This is a genomic window from Actinoplanes sp. NPDC051475, assembly GCF_040689425.1.
GTDB lineage: Bacteria > Actinomycetota > Actinomycetes > Mycobacteriales > Micromonosporaceae > Actinoplanes.
Genome location: NZ_JBFAZZ010000003.1, coordinates 260,074 through 284,022, shown reverse-complemented (window position 1 = coordinate 284,022; position 23,949 = coordinate 260,074). Strand labels below are relative to the sequence as shown.

The 23,949-nt window shown below is 70.8% G+C and carries 21 protein-coding genes; 9 read left to right on the top strand and 12 right to left on the bottom strand.

Going from position 1 to position 23,949, the window contains the following annotated elements; genetic code table 11:
• Positions 1 to 10: 10 nt before the first annotated feature.
• Entirely contained in the window at positions 11 to 571 is a 561-nt protein-coding gene (locus AB0368_RS08635; RefSeq protein WP_366153184.1) for a TetR/AcrR family transcriptional regulator, read from the bottom strand.
• 79 nt (positions 572 to 650) lie between these two features.
• Between AB0368_RS08635 and AB0368_RS08630 the strand changes: the two genes are divergently transcribed.
• Complete coding sequence (locus tag AB0368_RS08630; RefSeq protein ID WP_366153183.1) at positions 651 to 1,037, top strand: DUF1304 domain-containing protein; 387 nt, start codon at positions 651 to 653, stop codon at positions 1,035 to 1,037.
• Positions 1,038 to 1,098: 61 nt separating this feature from the next.
• On the opposite strand, the gene AB0368_RS08625 is transcribed toward AB0368_RS08630, so the two are convergent.
• The 4 genes from AB0368_RS08625 to AB0368_RS08610 are packed head-to-tail and all read right to left on the bottom strand — an operon-like array spanning position 1,099 to position 4,825.
• A complete protein-coding gene (locus tag AB0368_RS08625; protein ID WP_366153182.1) occupies positions 1,099 to 1,695 on the bottom strand; it encodes a maleylpyruvate isomerase family mycothiol-dependent enzyme in 597 nt (198 codons plus the stop codon).
• Positions 1,692 to 2,132: an SRPBCC domain-containing protein gene (locus AB0368_RS08620; RefSeq protein WP_366153181.1), complete on the bottom strand. Its 441-nt coding sequence runs from the start codon at positions 2,130 to 2,132 to the stop codon at positions 1,692 to 1,694. Before AB0368_RS08620 ends, AB0368_RS08625 begins: the two co-directional genes overlap by 4 nt.
• Complete coding sequence (locus AB0368_RS08615; RefSeq protein WP_366153180.1) at positions 2,129 to 2,470, bottom strand: metalloregulator ArsR/SmtB family transcription factor; 342 nt, start codon at positions 2,468 to 2,470, stop codon at positions 2,129 to 2,131. Before AB0368_RS08615 ends, AB0368_RS08620 begins: the two co-directional genes overlap by 4 nt.
• Before the next feature lie 57 nt (positions 2,471 to 2,527).
• Positions 2,528 to 4,825, bottom strand: a complete 2,298-nt coding sequence (locus AB0368_RS08610) for a glycosyl hydrolase family 18 protein (protein WP_366153179.1) — start codon at positions 4,823 to 4,825, stop codon at positions 2,528 to 2,530.
• Between the two features lie 246 nt (positions 4,826 to 5,071).
• Here AB0368_RS08610 and AB0368_RS08605 point away from each other — a divergent pair, with 246 nt between their 5' ends.
• The 6 genes from AB0368_RS08605 to AB0368_RS08580 are packed head-to-tail and all read left to right on the top strand — an operon-like array spanning position 5,072 to position 11,816.
• Positions 5,072 to 5,833 carry a GntR family transcriptional regulator gene (locus AB0368_RS08605; protein WP_366153178.1) on the top strand — a complete coding sequence of 254 codons (762 nt, stop codon included), beginning with the start codon at positions 5,072 to 5,074 and terminating at the stop codon, positions 5,831 to 5,833.
• A 20-nt stretch (positions 5,834 to 5,853) separates the two neighbouring features.
• Positions 5,854 to 6,081, top strand: coding sequence for a ferredoxin family protein (locus AB0368_RS08600; protein ID WP_366153177.1), 228 nt, complete (start codon positions 5,854 to 5,856; stop codon positions 6,079 to 6,081).
• An 8-nt stretch (positions 6,082 to 6,089) separates the two neighbouring features.
• Positions 6,090 to 7,493: an ABC transporter substrate-binding protein gene (locus AB0368_RS08595; protein WP_366153176.1), complete on the top strand. Its 1,404-nt coding sequence runs from the start codon at positions 6,090 to 6,092 to the stop codon at positions 7,491 to 7,493.
• A complete protein-coding gene (locus tag AB0368_RS08590) occupies positions 7,490 to 8,338 on the top strand; it encodes an ABC transporter permease (protein ID WP_366153175.1) in 849 nt (282 codons plus the stop codon). The genes AB0368_RS08595 and AB0368_RS08590 overlap by 4 nt, the downstream gene beginning before the upstream one ends.
• Positions 8,335 to 9,120 (top strand): ABC transporter ATP-binding protein, encoded by a 786-nt coding sequence (locus AB0368_RS08585; protein ID WP_366153174.1) that lies wholly within the window; start codon positions 8,335 to 8,337, stop codon positions 9,118 to 9,120. Before AB0368_RS08590 ends, AB0368_RS08585 begins: the two co-directional genes overlap by 4 nt.
• Positions 9,114 to 11,816 carry a fumarate reductase/succinate dehydrogenase flavoprotein subunit gene (locus AB0368_RS08580; protein ID WP_366153173.1) on the top strand — a complete coding sequence of 901 codons (2,703 nt, stop codon included), beginning with the start codon at positions 9,114 to 9,116 and terminating at the stop codon, positions 11,814 to 11,816. The genes AB0368_RS08585 and AB0368_RS08580 overlap by 7 nt, the downstream gene beginning before the upstream one ends.
• A 32-nt stretch (positions 11,817 to 11,848) precedes the next feature.
• Here the strand turns inward: AB0368_RS08580 and AB0368_RS08575 are convergent, their stop codons facing one another.
• The 7 genes from AB0368_RS08575 to AB0368_RS08545 form a co-directional block, all read right to left on the bottom strand.
• Positions 11,849 to 13,276, bottom strand: coding sequence for a glycosyl hydrolase (locus AB0368_RS08575; RefSeq protein ID WP_366153172.1), 1,428 nt, complete (start codon positions 13,274 to 13,276; stop codon positions 11,849 to 11,851).
• A gap of 85 nt (positions 13,277 to 13,361) precedes the next feature.
• On the bottom strand, positions 13,362 to 13,523 hold the full coding sequence (locus tag AB0368_RS08570) for a diguanylate cyclase (RefSeq protein ID WP_366153351.1): 162 nt from the start codon (positions 13,521 to 13,523) through the stop codon (positions 13,362 to 13,364).
• Positions 13,524 to 13,608: 85 nt separating this feature from the next.
• On the bottom strand, positions 13,609 to 16,110 hold the full coding sequence (locus AB0368_RS08565; protein WP_366153171.1) for a cellulase family glycosylhydrolase: 2,502 nt from the start codon (positions 16,108 to 16,110) through the stop codon (positions 13,609 to 13,611).
• Positions 16,107 to 18,557 (bottom strand): glycoside hydrolase family 2 protein, encoded by a 2,451-nt coding sequence (locus tag AB0368_RS08560; RefSeq protein WP_366153170.1) that lies wholly within the window; start codon positions 18,555 to 18,557, stop codon positions 16,107 to 16,109. Before AB0368_RS08560 ends, AB0368_RS08565 begins: the two co-directional genes overlap by 4 nt.
• Before the next feature lie 14 nt (positions 18,558 to 18,571).
• Positions 18,572 to 19,393 (bottom strand): carbohydrate ABC transporter permease, encoded by an 822-nt coding sequence (locus AB0368_RS08555; protein ID WP_366153169.1) that lies wholly within the window; start codon positions 19,391 to 19,393, stop codon positions 18,572 to 18,574.
• Positions 19,390 to 20,325, bottom strand: coding sequence for a sugar ABC transporter permease (locus AB0368_RS08550; RefSeq protein ID WP_366153168.1), 936 nt, complete (start codon positions 20,323 to 20,325; stop codon positions 19,390 to 19,392). Before AB0368_RS08550 ends, AB0368_RS08555 begins: the two co-directional genes overlap by 4 nt.
• A complete protein-coding gene (locus AB0368_RS08545; protein ID WP_366153167.1) occupies positions 20,322 to 21,635 on the bottom strand; it encodes an ABC transporter substrate-binding protein in 1,314 nt (437 codons plus the stop codon). Before AB0368_RS08545 ends, AB0368_RS08550 begins: the two co-directional genes overlap by 4 nt.
• 226 nt (positions 21,636 to 21,861) lie before the next feature.
• On the opposite strand from AB0368_RS08545, the gene AB0368_RS08540 reads away from it, so the two are divergent.
• Complete coding sequence (locus AB0368_RS08540; RefSeq protein WP_366153166.1) at positions 21,862 to 23,082, top strand: ROK family transcriptional regulator; 1,221 nt, start codon at positions 21,862 to 21,864, stop codon at positions 23,080 to 23,082.
• A gap of 43 nt (positions 23,083 to 23,125) precedes the next feature.
• Positions 23,126 to 23,935: a substrate-binding domain-containing protein gene (locus AB0368_RS08535; protein ID WP_366153165.1), complete on the top strand. Its 810-nt coding sequence runs from the start codon at positions 23,126 to 23,128 to the stop codon at positions 23,933 to 23,935.
• Positions 23,936 to 23,949: the final 14 nt, after the last annotated feature.

The window sequence follows — 23,949 nt, the reverse complement described above, 5'->3', positions numbered from 1 at the left end:
TGCACCGCGATCAGCCGGCGCGGAACTCGGCCGCGGCGGCGCGGGCCAGAGCGGCGGCCTGTGCGGGGTCCAGCCGGGCGGTGACCAGGACGGCGATCACGGTGCCGGTCAGCAGCTCGGCCTGTTGCGCGGCGGTCGCCGGTGGGAGGGCGCCGGTGAAAGCGCCCAGCAGCCGGGCACGGTAGGAGACGCCGACCGCATGCGCCTCCGGGTCGTGGGCCGCGAGCTCGGTGATGCTGTTCACGACGAGGCAGCCGCGTCGCGCGAGACGACCGGGGGCGTTTGCCATCGCGGCGGCCAGCGATTCGAAATAGTCGACCACCTGTGCTTCGGTGGCGTCGGGCGCCTCCAAGGCCGCCAGCCGGGGGGCCGCCACCTCGGTGAGGTAGTTCTCCACCGCCAGGGTGAAGAGCTGCCGCTTGTTGCCGAACGCCTGGTAGAGGCTCGAGCGGTTGAGGCCGGTGACCCGTTCGAGGTCTGCCAGGGAGGTGGCCTCGTACCCGTGCTCCCAGAACTGGTCGCGGGCGGCGCGCACCGCGTCCGCCGCGCTGAACGACCGGGTGCGCGCCACGGTTCCCCCTTGACGAATCTGTACTGACCGGTTCAGTATACGTTCTGAACCGATCAGTTCAATATCCGGAAGGAACCCCGTGCTCCTCGTCGCCCTCATCGCCGCCACCCTGGCCGCCGTCCTCCACGTCCAGTTCTTCGTCCTGGAGAGTTTGCGTTTCACCCGCCCGGCGGTCTGGCGGCGCTTCGGCATCGCATCGCAGCACGACGCCGACGTGATCCGGCCGATGGCGTTCAACCAGGGCTGGTACAACCTGTTCCTGGCCCTCGGCGTACTCGTCGGCGTCGTCGCGATCGTGTCCGGCCGTACCGTTGTGGGCGCTTCTCTGATCGGTTTCGGCGGCGCCTGCATGGCAGGCGCCGGTGCGGTGTTGCTGGCCACCGACCGTCGCTTCGCCGCGGCCGCTTCCCTCCAGGCCGGACCCCCGCTGGTGGCGCTCGTCACCCTCGCCATCGCCGCCGTCTAGCCGCCTGGCGCATCTTCGACCAGCTCGTCGCCTGGGAGCCCGGCGAGTAGGACGTGACGCGTCAGCCGCGGGGGAGGATGCGGCCGTCCGGCAGCGCGCGGCCACTGAGCAGTGCCACCAATGCGCCGCTGTCGGCGCGAAGGAGCCGGCCGTTTCCCCGGCTCCAGGCGGTGTCGGTGGCCTCGAGCCGGACATCGGTCAGATCCACCCCGAACAAGGTGCCGTCGGCGGCGGCGAGCTGGTCGAGGACGGCGGTCAGGGCCTCCGCCGGAGCGACCGCGGGCCGGTCGAGCGCGATCGTCACGTCCAGAGAGTGGATGACGGCGTGGGTCAGAGCGCCGGCCGCGCCGCCGCCCGGCGGCTGCCACGCGTGCAGTCCCGGCGATCGGAGCTGGCCGAGAAGGTCGGCGACCGGCAGCGAAGCGTCGCGCGCGGCCACGGTGTCGGAGAGCACGGTGAAGTTCCCGCCCGCCGCCGCCATCTCGGCCCCGAACTGCTCGGCCGTCAGCCGTGCCGGCATCGTCACGTGGGCGATCACGTGGCGTACCGACCATTTCTCGCACAGCGACGGCGCGTCCCACGTGCCGGCCGGAGCGGCGGCGAGGAGATCGGCGAGCCCGTCGTAGGTCGGCGCCACCCAGGACTGCAGGTCGGTCATGATCGGTCTCCTTGCATGAGGCGAGCGAGGTGATCCTCGAGCTTGTCGAGGGAGGTCAGGAAGCCGGCGCGGGCTTCGGGCGCGCGCATCGGCTCGGGTACGTGCCGCTGATGGATGACGACCGCGGTGGTGCCGTCGCCGAGGTCGTCGAGCGTGCTGGTGGTGTGCATCCCGCTCGCCGGCTCGACCCAGGCGAGCCGTTCGGGCGGTACGACCTCGGTGAAGGTGGCGACCATCCGGTGGCTGCCGTGCGCGCCGAGCATCAGGGTCTCGAAGCGGCCGCCGGGGCGGAGCTCGACGATGATGCCGTCGGCCGGGGTGGCCATGCCGCGCGGGCCCCAGAACTGCGCCAGCTCGGTGGGCTCGGTGAGGCAGCGCCACACCAGCTCGCGCGGCGCCCGGAAGACCCGCCGGTAGACGAGTTCGTCGTCGGTCACGGGTTCTCCTGCAGGCGGGTGAGGTGCGTCTCCAGCCGGTCCATCCGCTCCGACCACGTTCGCCGGCTCTCCTCGATCCACGAGACTGCGACTTCCAGCGCCGCCGGTTCCAGCCGGCACGGGCGGGTCTGCCGGTGTCGGCCGCGGCTGATCAGGCCGGACCGCTCGAGCACCTGGATGTGCTGCGACACGGCCTGCATGGTCATGGCGTACCGCTCTGCCAGCTCTTTGACCGTCGCCTCGCCCGCGCTGAGCCGGGCGACGATGTCCCGCCTGGTGCGATCGCCGAGCGCCGTGAACAAGGCGTCGAGCCGTTGATCCTCGACCGTGGTTCCCATGCGCCTTACTCAAGCATCTCCTTTATCAAGCGTCAACTAGAGGAATGGGTGGGTCGCTCACAGGCCGTTGTGCAGGGCGGTCATCAGCGTGCCGCCCGCGGTGTCGCCGGACATCTCCCACACCATGGCGCCGAGCAGGTTCTGCTGCTTGAGCCAGGTGCTCTTCTGGCCGATCGACCACGCGTCGTCGAAGGTCCACCACTGCCCGCCGGCGCCGGTGTAGCAGGACGTCGAGATCGACTGGGTGTCGTGCTGGACGGTGCAGCCGGGAACCATGGCGACGAGGTTGGCGTACCCGCGGGTGCCGGCCTCCTCGGGGAACTGACCGGGAGCCGCGCCCGTGGCGCTCTGCCACTCACCGTTGGCACCGGCCGGTCCGGCCGCCACGCCCTGCCAGCCGCGGCCGTAGAAGGCGAAGCCGATCGTGAACTGGCGGGGATTCACCCCGGCATCGAGGTACGCGCGTACGGCCCGTTCCACGCTGAACTCGAACGGATACGGGTCCTGCGCGTCGCGGTAGAGGTTGCCCTGGTGGCCGGTGCGGTTCGGCTCCCAGGAGTTGTCGCTGCCGGCGCCGTGGAAGTCGTAGCCCTGCACGTTGGCGAAGTCCAGGGAGTCGAACACGCTGGGCGTACCGTCGGCGCTGGTGATGTCCCAGCCGGCGGCGATCTTCGCGGGGTCGGCCGGGGTGAACGCGGTCAGCAGGTAGCGCTTGCCGGTGGTCGCGCCGAGGGCGTCCATCTGCCGGCGGAACTCGGCCAGCAGCGCGGTGTTGTTCGCCTTGTCCTGCGGTCCCCAATGGTTGCCGGCGTGGCCTTCGGCGCCCGGCCACTCCCAGTCGAGGTCGATGCCGTCGAAGATGCCCGCCGCGCTGCCCGGTCCGCCGGCACCGTTGTACGCCGGCAGGTTCCCGCGCAGGTACATGTCGATGCAGGAACGCACGAGCTTCTCCCGCGAGGCCGGCGTGGCGGCCGCATCGGAGAAGAACTTGGAGTACGTCCACCCGCCGAGCGAGATGAGCACCTTGAGGTCCGGGTGCTTGGCCTTGAGCTTGCGCAGCTGGTTGTAGTTGCCGCGCAACGTCTCCCAGCCGGTGTCGGCGACGCCGTCGACCGATTGCGCCGCGCTGAACGGCCGCGCGTAGTCGGCGTCGGCGTCTCCGGCACCGGTGCCCTGGTCGGGGTCCTGCGGGTTGGCGGTGGTGCCGCGGGTGACGCCCTGCAGGCAGGTGAGGTTGACGGGGTCGAGGTTGGCGAAGGCGTAGTTCAGGTGGGTCAGCCGGGCCGCCGCCCCGGAGGTGTCGAGGTTGCGGACGAAGTACTGGCGGCCGTAGATGCCCCACTGCACGAAGTAGCCGACCTTCGCATAGTTGCCGGTGCCGACCGCGTCGTCGGTGGTGACGGTGACGGCGCTGGACGAGGGTGAGACGTTGTCGTAGCCGTCGCGGGCGCGCACGGTGAATGTGTACGCGGTGAGCGGGCTCAGCCCGCCGACGGTCGCGGTGGTTCCGGTCACCGAGGCGGCCAGGGTCGCGCCCCGGTAGACGTCGTAGCCCGCGATGCCGTGGGCGTCCGTGACCGCGTTCCAGGCGAGGGTCACGCTGACCGCACTCTTGGCGGTGGCGTGCAATCCGCCGGGCGCAGGGGGTGCGGTGGTGTCGTCGGCGGGGTTGAGCGTGGTGGCGGTGACCGCGGCGGAGGCGGCCGAGACGTTGCCGCGCGAGTCCTTGGCGCGCACCGTGAACGCGTACGCGGTGTTCGGGGTGAGCTGGCCGACGGTGGCGGCCGGCCCGGTCACCGTCAGGGCAAGGGTGGTGCCACGGTAGACGTCGTAGCCGGCGATCGGGAAGTCGGTGGGGGCGGCCGCGGTCCAGCGCAGCGAGACGGTCTTGGTGGTACGCCCGGCGACGGTCAGCCCGGTGGGTGCCTCCGGCGCCCGGTCGGCGCTGCCGTCACACTTGTTGCCGTTGATCCGGCAGTTGAGCGGCGCGGCGTTCGATCCGGTGGCGATGAACCAGAAGCTGTACGGCTCGGTGTTCCCGCCCGCGGGGACGGTGCCGTTGTAGTGGGCGTTCACGACCGTGACATGGTCGCCGGTACGGGTCACGCCGCCGTTGTACGTGCCGCCCATGGTGACGCTCGGGGGAAGGTCGAACTCCAGGGTCCAGCCGGTGACGGCGGCGCTCGTGGGATTGCTGACGACGTACTTGTCCGTGTAGTACGTGCCGTAGCCGGTGGCCGAGAAGGCGGCGTTGAGGCCCGCGGCGGCGGCCTGTGCGGGCGCGGCAGGCCCGATCCACCCTCCGATGAGGAGCAGGACGGCGAGGCTGAGGCGCGAATATCCCTGTCTGGTCATCAGGGCGCTCCCTTAAGAAAGTTTACAAAAAGTTTGCACCGCCGCCTCTATTCAGTCAAGAACGTCGATTCCTTGGGAGGGGTCCGTACCAGCATCCGGACACCCCGGGTGGCGTAATGGCCGACGTCCTCATCGTTTGCGCAGCTCAGCCGCGCCGCGCGGGACTGATCCGGTGGCGGAGGCCCCACCGACTTCCCCATCTCCTATGAGTTTCATAGGGTTCGGGTCGACGAGAGGGGGCCGACGATGAACAACCTGGAGACGGCGCGGCGGCGGCGCGCCGACCGGGCCCGCCAGGTCGCCGACGTGCTGCGCCATCAGGTGCTCGCCGGTTCCTTCCCGCAGGGTCAGCTGCCCCGCGAGGCCCAGCTCTGCCGCGATTTCGAGGTGTCCCGCAACACCGTCCGCGAGGCGCTGGCCCTGTTGGCGGGGGAGGGCCTGGTGGAGCGTTCCCCAGGGGTCGGGACGACCGTGCTCACCGAGAAGTACGCGCACGGCCTGCACCGGCTGATGGGCCTGGGCGAGACGTTGCACAGCCAGGGGCAGATCACCAACGACGTCCGGACCGCCGCCCTCGTCCGGCCTCCCGCGCTCGTCGCGCAGCGCCTGGGTCTGCGTGACGATCAGCTCGTCGTCTACGTGGAACGGCTGCGCCGGCTCGACGGCGTACCGATGTCGCTCGATCTGACGTATCTGCCCCGCGACATCGGTGAGCCGCTGCTCGCCGCCGATCTCGCCGGGCAGGACATCTTCGTGCTCATCGAGCGGGTGGCCGGGCAGCCGCTCGGTTCGGCGGACATCTCGTTCGAGGCGGTGAATGCCGACCCGCACACGGCCGGACTCCTGGAGCTGCCGCAGCAGGCCGCCGTCCTCATGGTCGAGCGGTTGACCCGCCTGGCCGACGGCCGCCCGGTCGACCTGGAATGGATCCGCTTCCGCGGCGACCGCCTCGCCATGCACGGCCAACTGCAACGCGGTGCACCGCCGGCCCGCGTCATCGGCTACTGAACCCGCGACAGGAGACATCTATGGCCCTGGTCAACCAACGCGTAGACGTCCCGGTGACGATCGACGAGAGCCTCTGCATCGACGGCTGCACGCTGTGCGTCGACATGTGCCCGCTCGACTCGCTCGCCATCGATCCGGAGACGAGCAAGGCCTACATGCACGTCGACGAGTGCTGGTACTGCGGGCCGTGCGCCGCCCGGTGCCCGACCGGCGCCGTGACCGTCAACATGCCGTTCCTGATCCGATGAGGTCGCCCATGAGAGCACGCCGTACCGTTCTGCTGATGGCGCTGGTCGCCGGCCTGAGCGGGTGCACCGTTGCCGGTAACGCCGCCGACGCCGGCGCGGAACCGGTGGTCGTCGGATATCAGTCGAAGACCATCAACACGGTGACCGCCGGCACGCTGCTGCGGGCCCAGGGCTTCTTCGAGAAGCGCCTCGGCGAGCTGGGCGCGCGCACCGGCAAGAAGTACGCCGTCACGTGGCAGGACTACGACACCGGCGCCCCGATCACGGCGCAGATGATGGCCGGCAAGATCGACATCGGCTCGATGGGCGACTATCCGTTGCTGATCAACGGGGCCCGCGGTCAGCAGTCCGCCGAGACCCGCACGAAGCTGGTGGCCGTCACCGGCTACAACCTGCGCGGGGCGTTGAACACGGTGGTGGTCGCGCGGAACTCGCCGATCCGCTCCCTCGCCGACCTGCGCGGGAAGGTGGTGTCGGCGAGCTCCGGCTCGGCCGGTCACGGACTGCTCGTCCAGGCGCTGCGCAAGAACGGTCTCGACCCCGGGAAGGACGTCAAGATCGAGAACCAGCAGCCGCCGATCGGCGCGTCCGCCCTGCAGTCCGGCAACGTCGACGCGCTGTCGCAGTTCGTCGCCTGGCCCGGGCTCCTGGTGCACCAGGGTGCCGCCACGGTCATCTACGACGGTGGGGAACTGGATGTGCCGACCTTGCACGGCACCGTCGTCCAGGAGAAGTACGCCGCCGGCAACCGCGACGTGGTGAAGGCGTTCCTCCAGGCCCAGCTGGACGCCACCAAGTTCCTGTGGGACCAGCCGCTGAAGGCCGCCGAGATCGTGGCGCAGGCGACCGGATTGCCGCCCGAGGTGGTCTATCTCTACAACGGCGCGAACGGCATCGCCACCTTCGACCCCACGCTCAAGCCGCAGCTGCGCGCCGCGCTCCAGCAGGACGTACCGTTCCTCAAGTCCATCGGGGTGCTGCAGAACATCGACCTCGCGGCGTTCGTCGACGACAGCTTCGTCCGTGAGGTCTACGGCGCCGGGTACGACGCCGACCTCGCCGGCACGGCGAACAAGGCCGCGCTGACCGGCACCGACCCGGTCTGCAAGAAGCCGGTGGCCGACCCGGCGCTTGCGGGGGAGCTGTGGCTCTCCGGCCGCACCCAGCCGGCGGCGAATCCGACGTGCCTGCTGCGGGCGGTCAAGGCCGCGCAGGCCGCCGGCGAGCAGATCAAGGCCGCGTACGTTCCCGACGCCGCCACGGGCACCCGATGGTTCGCCGACAAGAGCGTCTGGGTCCGCGACGGCGAGACCTTCCACCCGTTCGTCACCGCGGCCGCCGCCCAGCGGTACGTCTCGGCGCACGCCGGCGCCGCCGTCGTGCCGTACGCGGAGGCGGTGAAGTCCGCATGACCGCGCTGTCCACCGCGCCACGCACCCGCGCCGTGGAGGTGGTGACACGCCCCGAACGACGGCTGAAGCCGCTGCGCTGGGCCGTACGGATCGGGTCGCTGGCCGGCGCACTGCTGCTCTGGCAGTGGCTGACCACCGCCGACGTCACCCTGTGGGTACGGTTCGACCGGCTGCCCACCCCGGTGGCGGTCGCCCAGCAGTTCGGCCGCGTGGCGCAGGACCCGGTGTACTACCAGGACATCGCCCAGAGCCTGGTCCGCATCCTGACCGGCTTCACCCTCGCGGCCGTCGCCGGGGTGGCCGCGGGTGTCGCGGTGGCCCGGTCGTGGCTGGTCTCGGACCTGCTCCAGCCGCTGTTCGAGGTGGTCCGCCCCATTCCGGCGATCGCGCTGGTCCCCGTCGCGATCCTGCTCTTCCCGCGCAACGAGGAGGGCATCGTGTTCATCACGTTCACCGCCGCGTTCTTCCCCATCCTGGTCAGTACGCGGCATGCCGTACGCGCGCTGCCGACGGTGTGGGAGGACGCCGTACGCACGATGGGCGGCGGAAGGTGGCGCGTCCTCTCGAGCGTCGTGCTGCCCGGCGCACTGCCCGGGGTGCTCGGCGGCCTGTCCGTCGGCATGGGAGTCTCCTGGATCTGCGTGATCTCCGCCGAGATGATCTCCGGGGACTTCGGCGTCGGCTACCGCACCTGGCACGCGTACACCATCGTGGACTATCCGGCGGTGCTCGTCGGGATGGTGACCATCGGCGTGCTCGGCTGGGGCACGTCCGCGGCCGTCGAGCTGATCGGGCGGCGGGTCACGCGCTGGCTGCCCGACCGCCGGGCGGGGGGTGTCCGATGACGCTCACCGCCATCTCCGAGGCGACCCGGACCGGCCTGCGGCTGCGGGCCGAAGGGGTCACCCTCGGCTACGGGGGCGCGGCCGTCGTCCGCGATCTGACGCTCGACGTCGCGCCGGGCGAGATCCTCGTGGTGGTCGGCGCGTCCGGCTGCGGCAAGTCCACCCTGCTGCGCACCATCGCCGGACTGCTGCCGGTCCCGGCCGGTGTGATCTCGACGGACGGTTCCCCGGTCATCGGCCCGTCGCCCGACCGTGCCCTGGTCTTCCAGGGCGACGCGCTGCTGCCGTGGCGTACAGCCCGGCGCAACGTCGAGCTGCCGCTGGCCATCCGGAAGGTGCCCCGCGCCGAGCGGCGGTCCCGGGCGGAGTCCTGGCTCGCCCAGGTCGGTCTCACCGGGCAGGGACACCGCCTGCCGGCCCATCTGTCCGGCGGGATGCGCCAGCGGGTGCAACTCGCGCGGACCCTGGCCGGCGGCCCCCGCGCCATCCTCATGGACGAACCGTTCGGAGCGCTCGACGCGCAGACCCGCGCCGCCATGCAGCGGCTGCTCGTCGAGGTGCTGCGGACCACCCCGGCCACCGTCGTGTTCGTCACCCACGACGTCGACGAGGCGCTGTTCATCGGTGACCGGGTCGCCGTGCTGGGGCCGGACGGGGTGCAGACCCTGGTCGACGTGCCGCAACCGCGCGATCTCGCGACCCGCGGCACCCCGGTGGTCCGGGCCGCCCGTACCGCCGTGCTCGCCGCGCTCGGCGCCGACGACAGGAGCGGCCAGTGCTGATCCCTTCTCCCACCGATCGCCGGGAATTGTCCTGCGACGTTCTCGTCGTCGGCGGCGGCACCGCCGGCACCATGGCCGCGCTGTCGGCCGCCGAGCAGGGCGCCCGGGTGCTGTTGCTGGAGAAGGCTCACGTGCGGCACTCCGGCGCCCTCGCGATGGGCATGGACGGCGTGAACAACGCCGTCATCCCCGGCAAGGCGACCCCCGAGGACTACGTCCGGGAGATCACCCGGGCCAACGACGGCATCGTCGACCAGCGCACCGTCTACCAGACCGCCACGCGCGGCTTCGACATGGTGCAACGGCTGGAACGGTACGGCGTCAAGTTCGAGAAGGACGAGTACGGCGACTACGCGGTCCGCCAGGTGCACCGCTCGGGCCGGTACGTGCTGCCGATGCCGGAGGGACGCGACGTCAAGAAGGTGCTCTACCGCGTCCTGCGCCGCCGCGAGATGCGCGAGAAGATCCAGATCGAGAACCGGGTGATGCCGGTACGGGTGCTCACCCGCGACGGGCGTGCCGCCGGGGTGGCCGGTTTCGACACCCGCAGCGGCGCCTTCGTCACGGTGACGGCCGGTGCGGTGGTCCTGGCGACGGGCGCGTGCGGACGGCTGGGGCTGCCGGCCAGCGGCTACCTGTACGGCACGTACGAGAATCCCACCAACGCGGGCGACGGGTACGCGATGGCGTACCACGCGGGCGCGGAACTGTCCGGCATCGAGTGTTTCCAGATCAACCCGCTGATCAAGGACTACAACGGGCCCGCGTGCGCGTACGTGGCCAATCCGTTCGGCGGCTACCAGGTCAACAACCGGGGCGATCGGTTCGTCGACTGCGATTACTGGTCCGGTCAGATGATGGCCGAGGTCGCCCGCGAACTGGAATCCGACCGCGGTCCCATCTACCTCAAGCTCTCGCACCTGCCCGAGGAGACCATCGGTCAGCTCGAGGGGATCCTGCACAGCACCGAGCGACCCACCCGCGGCACCTTCCACGCCGGCCGGGGCCACGACTACCGCACCCACGACGTCGAGATGCACATCTCCGAGATCGGGCTGTGCGGCGGGCACTCGGCGTCCGGGGTGTGGGTCGACGAGCACGGTGCCACCACCGTTCCGGGCCTGTACGCGGCCGGCGACCTGGCCTGCGTGCCGCACAACTACATGATCGGAGCGTTCGTCTTCGGCGACCTGGCCGGCACCCACGCGGCTGTTCACGCGACCGCATCCGGGCCGCTGCCCGAGGACCAGATCGCCGCGGCGCACGAGCTCGTGTACCGGCCCCTGCGGCATCCCGACGGCCCGCCGCAGGCACAGGTCGAGTACAAGCTGCGCCGCTTCGTCAACGACTATGTGGCGCCCCTGAAGGCCGCGGCGAACCTGGAGATCGCGGTCGAGACGTTCCAGCGGATGGCCGGCGAGATCGCGGGGATGGGGGCGCGCACCCCGCACGAGCTGATGCGCTGCGCGGAGGTCACCTTCATCCGGGACTGTGCCGAGATGGCGGCGCGCGCGTCGCTCGTGCGTACCGAAAGCCGGTGGGGTCTCTATCACGACCGGACGGATCACCCGGAGCGGGACGACGCGACCTGGCTGTACCACCTGAACCTGCGACGCCGTCCCGACGGCGAGATGGAGTTCGTCAAACGCCCGGTGGCGGAGTATCTGGTGCCGGTGGACGACTTCCGCCCGGCGGCCGGGCCCGCGGAGAGCGTGGTCGCCGAGGAGCGCCGCTTCGGCGCGGCGGCCAGGGATCGGGTGGAGCATCGCGCGGTCGCGCGGACCAGCGGGCCCGCCGCCGACCGGATCGTGGCCGTGCTCGCCCTGGGCGAGCAGGAACCCGCGCTGGGCGCGTTCGGCCCGTTCCTGAGCGACACCGACCCGGATGTCCGGCGTACCGCGGTGGCGACCCTGGTCGAGGTGGCCCCAGCCGGGGTGGCGGACGCCCTGGTCGACGCGCTTGCCGACGACCACGCCGAGGTCCGTGCCGCGGCCGTTGCCGGCCTGCGCGAGATGGCGGACGTCCTGCCCGCCACGCCGGCCCTGGCGAACCGCCTGCGGTCAGCGGTTTCCAGCCCGGATCCGGCGGTGCGTCAGGTGGTCGCCGAACTCCAGCGGATCACCGGCGTCGGCGCGACCGCGGACTTCCGCGCCGCCGTCGCCGACCCCGACCAGGCGGTACGCCTGCAGGCCGTACGCGGGCTGGTGCGCCTGAACGACCTGGTGGGCCTCGCTGCCGGCGCGGGCGACCCGGCGCGGGAGATCCGGGTCGCCGTCGCGCACGGCGTGGGGACCGTCGGCGACTCCGGCGGGGCCGCGGTGCTGCACGGGCTGGCCGGCGACGACGATCCGCTGGTACGGGCGGCGGCACTGCAGGCGGCCGGACAGATCGGTTGCCACGGTGACCTGGCCGCCGCGGCGCTCGGAGCCCTCGCCGATCCGGCGTGGCAGGCGCGGGAGGGAGCCGCGAAGGCGCTCGGCGGCGCCGAGCCGGAGATCGCCGTACCGGCCCTGGCGGAGGCCGCCCGGGATCCGAATCTGGACGTGCGGCGGGCCGCCGTCCGGTCCCTGGCCGGATGGTCTCACCGTGCCGATGTGGTCAGCGTGCTGCGGGCCGCCGCCGCCGATCCGGACGCGGACGTGCGCGCCTATGCCCGGCGGGCGCTGGCTCCCGGAACGGCGCCGGCCGGCCGCTGAGCCGCGGTCGGCCGGCGCCGTTCTCGAGGAGGTCAGGCCGGCAGGGTGAAGTCCTGGTTGGCCTTGCCGTTGCACGTCCACAGCTGCAGCGGCGTCGAGTTCGCCGTCGCCTCCGCCCGGACGTCGAGGCACTTGCCCGACCCGGCGTTCACGAGGTCCCGGGTGGAGGCGTTGTACGTGAACCGCTGCGCGGTGCCGCCGTTGCAGTCGTAGATCTGGATCTTCGTACCGTCGGCGGTGCCCGCGGCGGCGACGTCCAGGCACTTGCCGAGGGCCCGGACGGTGCCGTCGGTGCCGATGGTCCACTGCTGGGCAGTGCCGCCCACGTCGCAGGTGTAGATCTGGACCGCGGTGCCGTTCGCGGGGTTGGCGGCCGCGACGTCGACACACTTACCGCTGGCGACGGCGCGGATCTTCCCGGTTCCGGCCGCCGGGGGCGTCGGCGGCGGGGTGCCGCCCCCGCCGCCGAAGGTGATCTCACCGCGATTCAGCACACGCGGGTTGTTGTACGTCGCCTGGATCTCCGCGGTGGAGTTGTTGCCGAGCAGCTGCTCGGACCAGATCATGAAGTACGTCCACTTCGGCTGACCGGTCAGCAGCGAGGCGTCCGGCATCTTGCCCAACTCGGCGATCGCGATCGGCTTGCCCGCCGCGATCGACTGGATCTGCTGGTAGTCGGCGGCCGACGGGTAGTTCTTGTACCACGCGTCGAGCGTCACCACGTCGGCGTAGGTGCTGCCGGGGTAGTAGTTCGCCCAGCCGCCGGCCGGGTTGTCCTGCACGTTCCACACCCAGATGAGATTGTCCAGCCCCTGGCTGTCGAAGTAGTCGCGCATCTGCTGATATATCTTGGCGCCGCCGTTCGCACCGGGCCGGGCACCCCACCAGTTCCAGCTCTCGTTCATCTCGTGGAACGGCCGCCAGAGCACCGGGATCCCGGCGTCCTTGAGCTGCCGCAGGTACGGCACGACCGCCGCCATCCGGCTGCGCCAGACCGTGTTGAGGTTCGTGCCCGCGGTGACGATCTCCTGGAACTGCGCGTTCGAGATCTGGGTCTTCACGCCGCCGTCGAACTCACAGGTGGCGCCGACTGTCGGCGAGCAGGCGTGCCAGGTGAGCGCCACGAGCGATCCGGCCGCCCACTGGGCCTTGGCCTCGTTGATCACGAGCTGCCGGTTGGCGACGTCCTCGGCGCGGAACATCATGTCGCTGCCCCAGAGCCCCGGGTACTGTCCCGTGGCGTTGCGAACCTGCTGCGTGTACTGGGCCGGGCTGCTGGCCGGCTCCTTGTTGTGCTGGCCCGACACGATCGACGTGCCGGTGATGGTCCGCAGATAGGTGAGCACGGTCGACTTGGGGGTGGCCGCGAACGCCTCGGCGGTCGTGGCGGCGTGAACCATGCCGGCGGCAAGCACCAGCACGGCACCGCCAACGGCCCAGGCAGGGCGGGGGATTCGCATCGGGGACCTCCGTTGGGGGACGGACTGTCTTTGCGGGCCCAGCATGCGGTCGCCGTTGCGCGGCTGTCAACATTAGATTAATAATTTAATGCAAAGCCCAAGAGGGTACGGACGCTGTCTCGCGCTGTGTCAGCGGCCGGCCGAGGACCGCGTCGGACTCGGCGGTCGAAGCCGCCCCGAGGAGCACAGCGAACTCGTCACCCCCGAGCCGGGCGACCACATCGCCGTCACCGACAGCCGACCGCAGTCCGTTCGCCGACCGGCCCCAGCACCGGGCCCGGGGCTCCGACCGCGCACCCCAGACCGCGCACCGGTGACGGTCGTCGGTTCGCTCACCCGGTGAACGGGTACGCCTGCACGTCGTCGACGATCAGGCGGCCGGCGTCGCTGCCGCCGAGATAGATGGACAGTTGCGTGACGTGTTGCAGGTCCAGGGTGCCGGTGGGCGCCCACGGCGGTTGGGTGAAGACCGTGAACGGCACCCGGACGATCCCGGGCGGCGTCCCGGCCGGGAGAGTGTGCTCCCAGTACGCGCCGTTCGCGACGAACTGGATCGTGACGCTCGCCTGGCTCCCCGATCGATCCAGCAGGAGGGCGATGCCCTGCTGACCCCAGATGTCGACGGGGGAGAAGGTACGGGTGACGCCCGCGTACCCGGCCGCGCCCGGCGTCACCTCGAGCTGCATGGCCTGGCCGGTGCCCGAGGGCGACGCGACGAGCGAGGGAGTCACCACGTCGCCGCCCGTGTTGCGGACGTACGCCTCGGCGAGCGCGATGCTGGTGGCGTACCCCTCGAAGTCGTCGATGGTCGTCGGCGCCGTCGGCAGGGTTCGCGTCGTGAAGGTCGCGACCGGTGTGGTCGTGCTGCCTGCGGCGTTCGTGGCCCGCACGCTCCAGTACCAAGTCGTCGCAGGGTCGAGATCCTGGGACGGGGTGTACGTCGTCGTGTCGAGCCCGGTCACGCTGATCACCGGATCGCTCAGGTCCGGACGGCGCGAGACCGTCAGGGAGTAGTAGCCCGCGCCGGCGGCGGGACTCCAGGAGTAGGTCCGGGGGCCGATGACGCCGGTGGCTTCCGCCGCGGGTGACACCGGCTCGAACGGGGCCGGCGCCTGTGTCACCGGTGCCGGATCCACGGCCCAGAACGTGCCGCTGGACACGCCGGCGTCTCCTCCCGTCCAGACCACGCGCACGTGGTCGACCGACGGGGTGGTCGCCGTGATCGTGAAACCGGTGGGGTCGCGCCGCTCGATCTGCGCGGCCACCGTACGCCAGGTGGTTCCGTCGGCCGAGACCTGGACCGCGAGGCCGGGGCGCCGCGCCGCGAGCACCTCGAACCGGACCCGGTGAGTTCCGGGGTTGTGCCAGCTCACCCAGGCCTTGCCCGGGCCGGTGGGCCGGGCGACCGCGTGTCCCGGGCCGGGGCGGATGTCCACCCCGGTGTGGCCGTCGGCGATGTCGAAGGTCTCCAACGGGTCGGTCAGGGCCGTTTCGGTGGCGCCGGCGTACAGGGGCTGGGACCGTGGTCCCGGTCGGCCGCCGGTCACCGGGACGACGCGGTACCAGGTGTTGCCGGGGGGCGTGCGGTCGATCCAGGGCGTGTCGTCGTCGGAGAGCAGGCCGTCGTGCGCCGCCCGCCAGGGTCCGTGCGGGGTCCGCGCGCGTTCCACGCGGTAGCCGTCGGCGAAGGCCGCGCCTCGCCACTGCAGGACGTTGAGCCCGCCGCGCTTGGCGATCGCGGTGATCAGCGGGGTGCCGGCCGGCCGGGTCGCGACCGATCCACCCAGGGCCTTCGCGTACGCGATCTGGGCCTGGTTCGCGGCCGCCACCCGCTCGTCGTCGCCGGGGTAGTGGAAGGTGAACCCGTCGTCGTGCTGCACGAAGCCCGAGCGGTCGTGGTGGCCGAACAGCGACCACGACAGCATGCCGGTGACGTTGCGATCCGCCACCAGCGGGTCGAGGAGCGAGCCGCTCGCGGCCGTCGAGGCGTACTCACCGGCGATGTAGACCTTCCCGGACGCGGCGACCGTGGCGGCGTCCGCGGTCACCTTCGCCGCCGTCGGCGGATAGTAGTGGACGTCGACGATGTCGAGGTCGGCGGCGGCCAGGGTGTCGGGGTCGATGTCGAACCGGCGGCCCGCGGCGATGAGCTGGCGCGGCGCCCAGGCGGAGAAGGCCGCGGCGTTGGCGGTGATCCAGCCGGGGGTCATGCCCTCGAGCTCGTTGCCGAGTTCCCACGCCATGATGGTCGGATCGTCGATGTAGCGCTTGCCGGTCAGCGCGTTGATGTGGTGCATGATGTGCGAGACGTACGCCTGGTAGTCGGCGATGACCCGCGGATCGGTGTAGAAGGCGGATTCCGGCAACCCGTACGGCGCGGTGAAGTCCGCGTGCCCGCCGTGGTAGTACGCCCAGTTGTCGGTCAGCGGGAGGACGAGGCGGATGCCCACCTTCCCGGCGTACGCGATGGCGTAGTCGATGGTCTTGAAAGCCATGTCGTTGTAGCCGGCCTCTTTCGACGGCAGCAGCGTCTTGGGGCTGCCCGTCGAAACCAGCATGTGGGAGCGGAGGACCGTCATCCCCATGGCCTTGGCGGTGTCGATGGCGTCCCGGATCCGGAAATAGGTCGGGTAGTCCACCCCGCCCACGTTCTCGTCCAGCCCGAGCCAGTAGATGTTCGTGCCGGCGAAACGGAAGTCGCGTCCCGCCAGCTTCAGGTGGGTGCCGTCCCGCGTCACGAAGCCGCGGTTGCCGGCGTTCGCCGGGGTGGGGGCCGCCACCGCGGTCGTCAGGACCGTGATGGCGAGGGCCGCCGCCCGGAGCAGGTTCTTCATGGTGTCCTCCGCAGGACCGAGGAGAGTTCGGTGAGCACCCAGGGCGCCTTGACCAGCGCGGGGTCCAGCTCGATCGGAGCGCGGACGTGGTAGACGGTGGACTCGCCCGCCAGGAGGGTGACGAAGCCCTTGTCGGCCACCGCTCGCGGGTGGATGCGGTCCGGCTGGAGCAGGACGTCGCGGGCCAGGCCGACCGCCTGCACGCGGACGTCCAGCCCGCCCGGAACGGTCTCGACGTCGACGGTGAGTCCCGGGTCGTCGTACCCGAAATCCCGGTCCTCGGCCGCGAACCACAGGGCGCGGGCATCGCCGAGCCGGGCGACCAGCAGCTCGCCGGCGGGGTCGCCGGCTTCGGCCACCGCGGCCGGCACCGGCACCAGGGCCACCGACCGTGCGGCCACGGAAACCCGCCCGGTCACGGAGGCCCGTACGCCGCCGCCGGTGTCCTGGCGCTCGACGAGCAGGGTTCCGGTCCACTCGTCGGCGTGGTCGTTGAGGATTGCCACCACCGGGCCGCCGTCGCCGGGCTGGATGGTCAGCGCGCGCTCGGCGTACAGCTCCCGGAGGGCGAAGTAGAGGGGCTTGTACCGGCCCGCGCCGTCGATCGCCGCCCACGAGGTGACCGGCCACAGGTCGTTGAGCTGCCAGAGGATCGTGCCGCCGGTGTGCGGCCAGTGGGAACGCCAGTGCTCGACGCCGGTGCGGATCGCCCGTACCTGATTCAGCTGGGTCAGGTAGTGCCAGGCCTCGGTGTCGGACGGCTCGCCGAAGTGCGGGGCCAGGCCGCGGGCCAGCTTGCCGTTGCCGTCCTCGGCCTTCTGGTGGTGCAGCACGCCCGGTGAGTCGGGCAGCAGGGGCTCGTCGGACACCGCGTCCCGCAGGGTCGTCCACGCGGGCGGTGCCTGCCAGCCGAATTCCGCGACGAACCGCGGTGCCGAGTCACGGTAATTGCCGTAGTCCTCGCGGTTCCACACGTCCCACGAGTGGAACGTGCCGTGGCCGGGGTCGTTCGGCAGGTGGTCCCAGCTGCCCGACCACGGGCTGCCCGCCTGGTACGGCCGGGACGGGTCCAGCTCCGCGACGATGGCCGGCAGCGTCTCCAGGTAGTACTTCTCGCCCCAGCTCAGGTCGCCGCCGGGTTGCCCGGGCCAGCCGCACGGTTCGCGCAGCCACAGGTTCTCGTTGTTGCCGTTCCACGTGATCAGGCTGGGGTGCGGCGAGAGGCGGAGGACGTTCTCCCGGGCCTCGGCCGCCACCTCCGAGGCGAGCGGTTCCTCCTCGGGATAGCAGGCGCAGGCGAACAGGAAGTCCTGCCAGACCATCAGCCCGAGCTCGTCGCAGACCTCGTAGAAGGCCCGGTCCTCGTAGATGCCGCCGCCCCACACCCGGATCAGGTTGACCCCGGCGTCCGCGGCCTCGCGCAGCCGCAGCTCGTAGCGTTCGCGGGTCATCCGGGTGGGGAAGATGTCGTCCGGGATCCAGTTGACGCCCTTGACGAACGTGGGCTCGGCGTTGACGCGGAACACGAATCCGCCACCGGTACGGTCGATCTCCACGGTGCGGAAGCCGGTGCGGCGCTGCCACCGGTCGAGGACGTGGTCGCCGTCGAGCAGCTCGACGGTCAGGTCGTACAGCGCCGGTTCGCCGTATCCGCGCGGGTGCCAGGGGGTCACTTCGCCGGCGTCGAGGGCCGCTTGCGCTGCCGTCGCGCCGCCCGGCAGGTCGAGGACGGCGATCTCCCGCTCGTCGAGCAGCACGCGGGCGCGCAGGTCGCGATCCCGGGTGCGCTCCACGCCGACGGTCACATCGAGCCGCCCGGTGCCGTCGTAGGTCGCCAGTGGACGGACGGTGGCCAGGCGCGCGGTGCTCCAGCCCTCCAGCCGTACCGGCCGCCAGATGCCCGCGGTGACGAGTGTCGGGCCCCAGTCCCAGCCGAAGCTGCAGGCCATCTTGCGGATGAAATTGAAGGGCTCCGGGTACGCGTTGGGCCGCGGCCCGAGCAGGTCACGGACCCGTTCCGCCTCGGTGTACGCCGACGTGAAGTGCACGCTGAGCGGCCGCGGGGTGCCGTCCAGCAGCTCCGTGACGTCGTACCGGTAGCCGCGGTGCATGTTGCGGGTCACGCCGAGGGCGGTGCCGTCGAGCTCAACGGCCGCCACCGTGTCGAGGCCCTCGAAGACCAGGTCGATGCGCTCGGGCACCGGCCCGCTCCAGGCCACGTCGCGGCCGTACCGCCAGTCGGTGCGCCCGACCCAGGCGACCGCGGTCTCGTTGTCGTCGAGGAACGGATCCTCGAGCCGGCCGTCGTTCATCAGGTCGGTGTGCACGCAGCCCGGGACGAGCGCCGGCACCGGGACGTCGATCAGCGTCCGGGCCTGCTCCGGAAGCGGGCCGTCGGGGTCGACGCGCAGCTCCCATGCCCCGCCGAGTTCTTGGACCTGCAGCATGCGGCCGTCCTTTCTCATTTGGTGGCTCCGGCGGTGATGCCGTTGTAGATGAAGCGCTGGAGCAGCAGGAAGATCGCGACGGTCGGCAGGATGACGATCATGGTGCAGGCGGCGATCGTCTCCCACTGCGCGCCGTACGGTCCCTTGAAGCGGAACAGCGCCGTGGAGATGACGTTGAGGCCGGGCGAGCGCATGTAGAGGAAGGGGATGTAGAACTCGTTGTAGACGGCGATGCCCTTGATGATCACCACGGTGGCGATCGCCGGCTTCATCAGCGGCAGCACGATCTTGCGGTAGATCGTGAACCGGCTCGCGCCGTCGATCATCGCGGCCTGGTCCAGGCTCTGCGGGATCGACTGCATGAACTGGATGAAGATGTAGATGGACACGATGTCGGTGCCCATGTACAGGACCATCGCCGACCCGAGGGTGTTGACCAGACCCATCGACTTGACGATCTGGTAGGTGGCCACCTGCGTCGTGACCCCGGGCACGAGCGCGGCGACCAGGAACAGGCCGAGGGCCAAGCGCTTGAAGGGGAACGTGAAACGGCTGATCGCGTACGCGGCCAGCGTGCCGACCGCAACGGTGCCGGTGAGCGACACCGCCAGGATGATGGTCGTGTTCCAGAAACCGCGCAGCATGTGGCCGTCGGTCCAGGCGGTGGCGAAGTTGTCGACGTTGAGCCAGTTCCGCGGTGGCGTGAGAGGACCGGTGGTGCTGTATTCCGAGTGCGTCTTGAAGGACGCGAAGAGAACGACCACGAGCGGAACGAGGACGACCACCGACGACAGCACGAGAGAGGCGTACTTCGCGGAGCGAGCCAGGGTTCTCATGACAGGGTCACCTCATCGTCGGGCAGGAGCCGGCGCTGGATCCACGTGAGGACGAGGACGATCACGAGCAGCACGACCGCCATGGCCGAGGCGAGGCCGATCTGCCGGAACTGGAACGCCGTGTCGTACGCCTGGATCACGAAGGTGCGGGTGCCGTTCGCACCGCCGGTCATGATGAACGGGATCTCGAAGACCGAGAGGCTGCCGGAGATCGCCAGGATGAAGGACAGGCTGATGATCCGCCGGATGCCCGGCGCGATGATGTGCCGGAACTGATGCCACCGGTTGGCGCCGTCGACCTCCGCCGCTTCGTAGATCTCGCCGGGGATCGATTGGATCGCGCCCAGGAAGAGCACGAAGTTGAGCCCGGTGAACCGCCAGACCGACGTGCCGGCCAGTGAGAAGTTCGCGATGTCCGGGTCGCCCAGCCAGAGCTGGGTGTGTTCGCCCAGCCCGATCAGCCGCAGCACCGTGTCGAGCGTGCCGTCGGGCTGGAACAGGTAGAGGAAGACGAAGCCGACCGCGACGCCGTTCAACAGGTACGGGAAGAACAGGATGCCCTTGAACAGGTTGCGGAACCGGACGTCGAACGACAGCACGACCGCGAAGTACAGGGCGATGGCGATCTGCACGAAGGACGCGGCGAAGTAGTAGAGGCTGATCAGGAAGACCCGCCAGTACCGCTCGTCGGTGAAGACCCGGACGTAGTTGTCCAGGCCCACGGGGTCCATCGCCGGGTTCAGGCCGTCCCACTTGTGGAAGCTGTAGAACAGCATGTTGCCGACCGGCACGTACGTGAACGTGATCAGGAGGATCAGTGCGGGCGCGAGGTACAGCCACGGGCTGTGCCGGAACCGGCGCCGGCGGGGCGTGCCGGCCACCCGGCCCGCCGGGGCGGCGGACCGGGCTCGGGGGATGACCTGGCTGGTCACTTCATGACCTGGGACCGGGCGGCACCCCATCGCTTGTTCAGCTCGGCGAAGTACGACGCCTTGTCGCCCTTGGCCGCCCCGCGGGCGATGTCCACCAGCTTCTGCTTGTAGATGTCGCCCTTCAGGTCGATCTCCGACTCCTTGATGATGTCGTCCTCCTTGCCGGCGTTGGTGGTCGCCGCCGGCACCTCCATCAGCTCGACGCCGGTGGCGGTGAAGGCCTGCAGGCCCGCGGGCAGCGGCTGGCCGATGGCCGGCGGGATGGCCTGCTGGTCCGCGGCGAAGCCGGACTCGTTGACGAACCAGTCCAGCCAGGCCTTGGCGGTCGCCTTGTTCTTGGAGTTCTTGCTGACCGCGGCCAACTTGTCACCGTCGATGCCGGCGTGGAACTTGCCGCCGGTCTGGTACGGGAACGGCCAGAAGGCGATGTCGCCGGGGTTCGCCTTCGCCGCGGTGGCGGCGTCCTGCATCTGCGGGACGGCCCAGGAGCCCAGCAGCATGGTCGCGACCTTGCCGGTGGCGAGCATCGGCTTGGAGCCTTCCCAGTTGGTCGTCAGCGGGTCCTTCTCGCTGAGCTTCTGGTTCACGACATCGAAGAGAAGGCCGTCGGTGATGTACTGGATCTTGCCCGGCTGCCACGGGGCGGGGTCGGTCGGGAAGGTGTCGTTGATCGTGGGGTCGGCGAGGATGGCCCGGTGGTTGTTCCACTCGCTCAGGGGCCAGCCGTCCTTGTAGTTGGTGTAGTACGGGACGGCGTCGGTCTTGTCGGCGATCGCCTTGAGCCCGGCGAGGAACTCCTCCGGCGTCTTCGGCGGCGCGGTGATCCCGGCCTGGGCCCAGATCCGCTTGTTGATGACGAAGCCCTTGGCGATGCCGCCCAGTGACAGCCCGTACGCCTTGCCGTCGTACGCCCCCGGCGCGATGAACCGGTACTTCGCCTTGAGTTCCGCCTCGGTGCCGAGCGGCTCGAAGAACTGGCTGTACTGGCTGACGGCGACGGTGCTCGGGATCAGCAGCACGTCGCCGTAGTCGCCGCCGCTGAGCTGGGTGGTGACGTCGTCCTCGTAGTTCGTCACGCCCTCGAAGGTGACCTTCGTGCCGGGGTACTTGGCCTCGAACTTCTTGGCGTACTCGGGCAGTTTCGTGGTCGCAAGGTCCGTCCGGTTCGTCAGGACGGTGATGGAGCCCTTGACGTCGCCCGAGAAGTCGCCGCTCCCCGCGGTCTCGTCGCTCGCGCCGCCGGTGCATCCGGCCACCAGGGCGAGCGCGGCGGCCGCGCCGATGCCCGCGAAAGACCTTCTATTGATCATGCCGGTATCCGTCCTGCTGGTTCGACGAGGGCGGATGCGTCGACCGCCCGTTGGAGCGCTCAGCATGGGGCGGTCGTCACGACGGTGTCAAGGTTAGATTACTAATTTATTTTACTGGCTGAGCCCTCGTCGGAGGGCGTCGATCACTGGATCCGCGCTCGGCGGCGGGTACGGTGTCGACGAGCGGAACCGCCGCTCACGGTCAGAACCGGAGAACTCACCCGCCATGGCACGTCGAGAATCGCCCGCGGCCGGACCGGGAAGCCGCGCCCTCGTCGTCGATGTCATCCGTTCCGCGGTGACCATCAGCCGGGGGGAGATCGCCGAGCGGACCGGCCTCACCCAGCCGTCGATCTCCAACATCGTCCGCGAGCTCATCGCCGACGGCATCATCCACGAGATCGGCTCGCTCGACTCCCTGAACGGCCGGCGGCGCAAGCTCATCGCCATCAACCCCGGCAACCGCTTCGGCATCGGGTTCCACCTCGGCCCGGACGCGGTCACCTGCGTCGCGGTCGACCTCACCGGCGGAGTGGTCGGTCGCGAGGTAGTCCCGCGGCTGCCGGACGAGGCGACCGGGGTGGACCGGCTGGCCGAGCGGTTCGACGACTTCACGGCCGGCCTCGACCTTCCCCGGGACCGCATCGACGGCCTGGCGATCGTCGCGTCCGCCGCCGTACCGGGATCCCCCGGGGCGGGCGTGGGACCCGGGGCCGGGGCCGAACTGACCGGCGTGCGGGCCGAGCTGATGGAGCGGATCGGCGTGCCGGTCCTGGTGGAGAACGACGCCGCGGCCGCCGCCCTCGGCGAGTTCTGGAGCCGGCGGGTGTCGCGGGAGCAGGCGTTCGGCTGCATCTACCTCTCCTCCGGGATCGGCGCCGGGTTCGTCTTCGGCGGCGCGTTGTTCCGCGGCGCGAGCTTCGGCGCCGGCGAGCTCGGCCACATGTCCATCGACTACGGGGGGCGCCCCTGCCCGTGCGGCAACCTCGGCTGCGTGGAGCAGTACGCGTCGACGCGGGCCACGGTCAGCGAGGCCCGCGAGAACCCGGCACTGCGGGCGCTGCTCCCGCGGGACGGCAGCGAGTCCAGCGCCTACGACGCGATCGCCCGGGCCGCGGTCAACGGCGACTCGGCCGCCTACGAGGTGCTGGACCGGGCCGCCGAACGGCTGAGCGTGGCCGCCACGTCGGTGGTGAACCTGCTGGATCTCGGCCGCCTCGTGCTCACCGGCCCCGGCGTCGCCCTCGCGGGATCGATCTTCGCCCGCCGGCTGCGGACCCACCTGGGCCGTACGGCACACTCCCGGCAGCGGCACGGCGTGTCCGTCGAACTCTCCGCCCGGCCCCGCGACGCGGCCGGCATCGGCGCGGCGGTGCTGGTGGTGCAGGCTGCCGTCGCTCCCGGCCACACGCCGGGCCAGGCGTACCTTCCGGCACAACCCAGGTGAGGCGGGGAAAGCGGTGACTCAGGCACCAGGGCGGATCGGTCTCGTGCTGGCACGGGCCTCCCAGGTTCTCGGTGAGGAGCCGTACTACCACGAGTTCCTCGAAGGACTCGAACGCGTGCTGACGCCCGCCGGGCTGTCCGTGCTGGTCAAGGTCGTCACCGATCGCGCGGCCGAGAACGCCACGTACGAGCAGTGGTCCGCCCAGCGGCGGGTCGGCGGCGTGATCCTGGTCGACCTCAGCCCGGACGACGACCGCGTCGCCCTGGTCCGCGAGCTCGGCATCCCGGCCGTCGTCATCGGCGACCCGTCGACGGCGTCCGGGCTGCCCACCGTGTGGACCGACGACGCGGGATTCGCCCGCGAGGCGGCCCGGTTCCTGGCCGGCCGCGGTCACACCGTCCTGGGCCACGTCTGCGGGCCGCTCGTCTTCGCGCACACGCAACTGCGCCGCGGCGGTTTCGAGGCCGAGGCCGCCGACCGCGGCCTGACCCTGATCACCGCCGAGGGCGACTACTCCCAGGAGTCCGGCCGCGCGGCCACCGCGCAGGTGCTGGCCGCGAGCCCGGTCCGGCCGACCGCGATCGTCTACGACAACGACGTGATGGCGCTCGGCGGCCTGGAGACCATCAAGGAGCACGACCTGGTGGTCCCGGCCGACGTCTCCGTGGTCGCCTGGGACGACTCCGCCCAGTGCCAGCTCGCCGTCCCGGCCCTCTCCGCGATGAGCCACGACGTCGGCCGCATCGGCGAGCTGGCGGCCGGCGCCGTCCTCGACGCGATGCGCGAGGCCTCCGCCGACGCGGTCTACGAGGCTCCGAAAGCCCACATCGTAGTCCGCGACAGCACCCGCTGATCGAGGTCCTGGCC

Bases quoted from the DNA above. Each gene is read 5' to 3' on its own strand.
- AB0368_RS08625 (WP_366153182.1), bottom strand. From the start codon at position 1,695: ATGACCGACCTGCAGTCCTGGGTGGCGCCGACCTACGACGGGCTCGCC.
- AB0368_RS08615 (WP_366153180.1), bottom strand. From the start codon at position 2,470: ATGGGAACCACGGTCGAGGATCAACGGCTCGACGCCTTGTTCACGGCG.
- AB0368_RS08610 (WP_366153179.1), bottom strand. From the start codon at position 4,825: ATGACCAGACAGGGATATTCGCGCCTCAGCCTCGCCGTCCTGCTCCTC.
- AB0368_RS08605 (WP_366153178.1), top strand. From the start codon at position 5,072: ATGAACAACCTGGAGACGGCGCGGCGGCGGCGCGCCGACCGGGCCCGC.
- AB0368_RS08600 (WP_366153177.1), top strand. From the start codon at position 5,854: ATGGCCCTGGTCAACCAACGCGTAGACGTCCCGGTGACGATCGACGAG.
- AB0368_RS08595 (WP_366153176.1), top strand. From the start codon at position 6,090: ATGAGAGCACGCCGTACCGTTCTGCTGATGGCGCTGGTCGCCGGCCTG.
- AB0368_RS08590 (WP_366153175.1), top strand. From the start codon at position 7,490: ATGACCGCGCTGTCCACCGCGCCACGCACCCGCGCCGTGGAGGTGGTG.
- AB0368_RS08585 (WP_366153174.1), top strand. From the start codon at position 8,335: ATGACGCTCACCGCCATCTCCGAGGCGACCCGGACCGGCCTGCGGCTG.
- AB0368_RS08575 (WP_366153172.1), bottom strand. From the start codon at position 13,276: ATGCGAATCCCCCGCCCTGCCTGGGCCGTTGGCGGTGCCGTGCTGGTG.
- AB0368_RS08565 (WP_366153171.1), bottom strand. From the start codon at position 16,110: ATGAAGAACCTGCTCCGGGCGGCGGCCCTCGCCATCACGGTCCTGACG.
- AB0368_RS08560 (WP_366153170.1), bottom strand. From the start codon at position 18,557: ATGCTGCAGGTCCAAGAACTCGGCGGGGCATGGGAGCTGCGCGTCGAC.
- AB0368_RS08555 (WP_366153169.1), bottom strand. From the start codon at position 19,393: ATGAGAACCCTGGCTCGCTCCGCGAAGTACGCCTCTCTCGTGCTGTCG.
- AB0368_RS08545 (WP_366153167.1), bottom strand. From the start codon at position 21,635: ATGATCAATAGAAGGTCTTTCGCGGGCATCGGCGCGGCCGCCGCGCTC.
- AB0368_RS08540 (WP_366153166.1), top strand. From the start codon at position 21,862: ATGGCACGTCGAGAATCGCCCGCGGCCGGACCGGGAAGCCGCGCCCTC.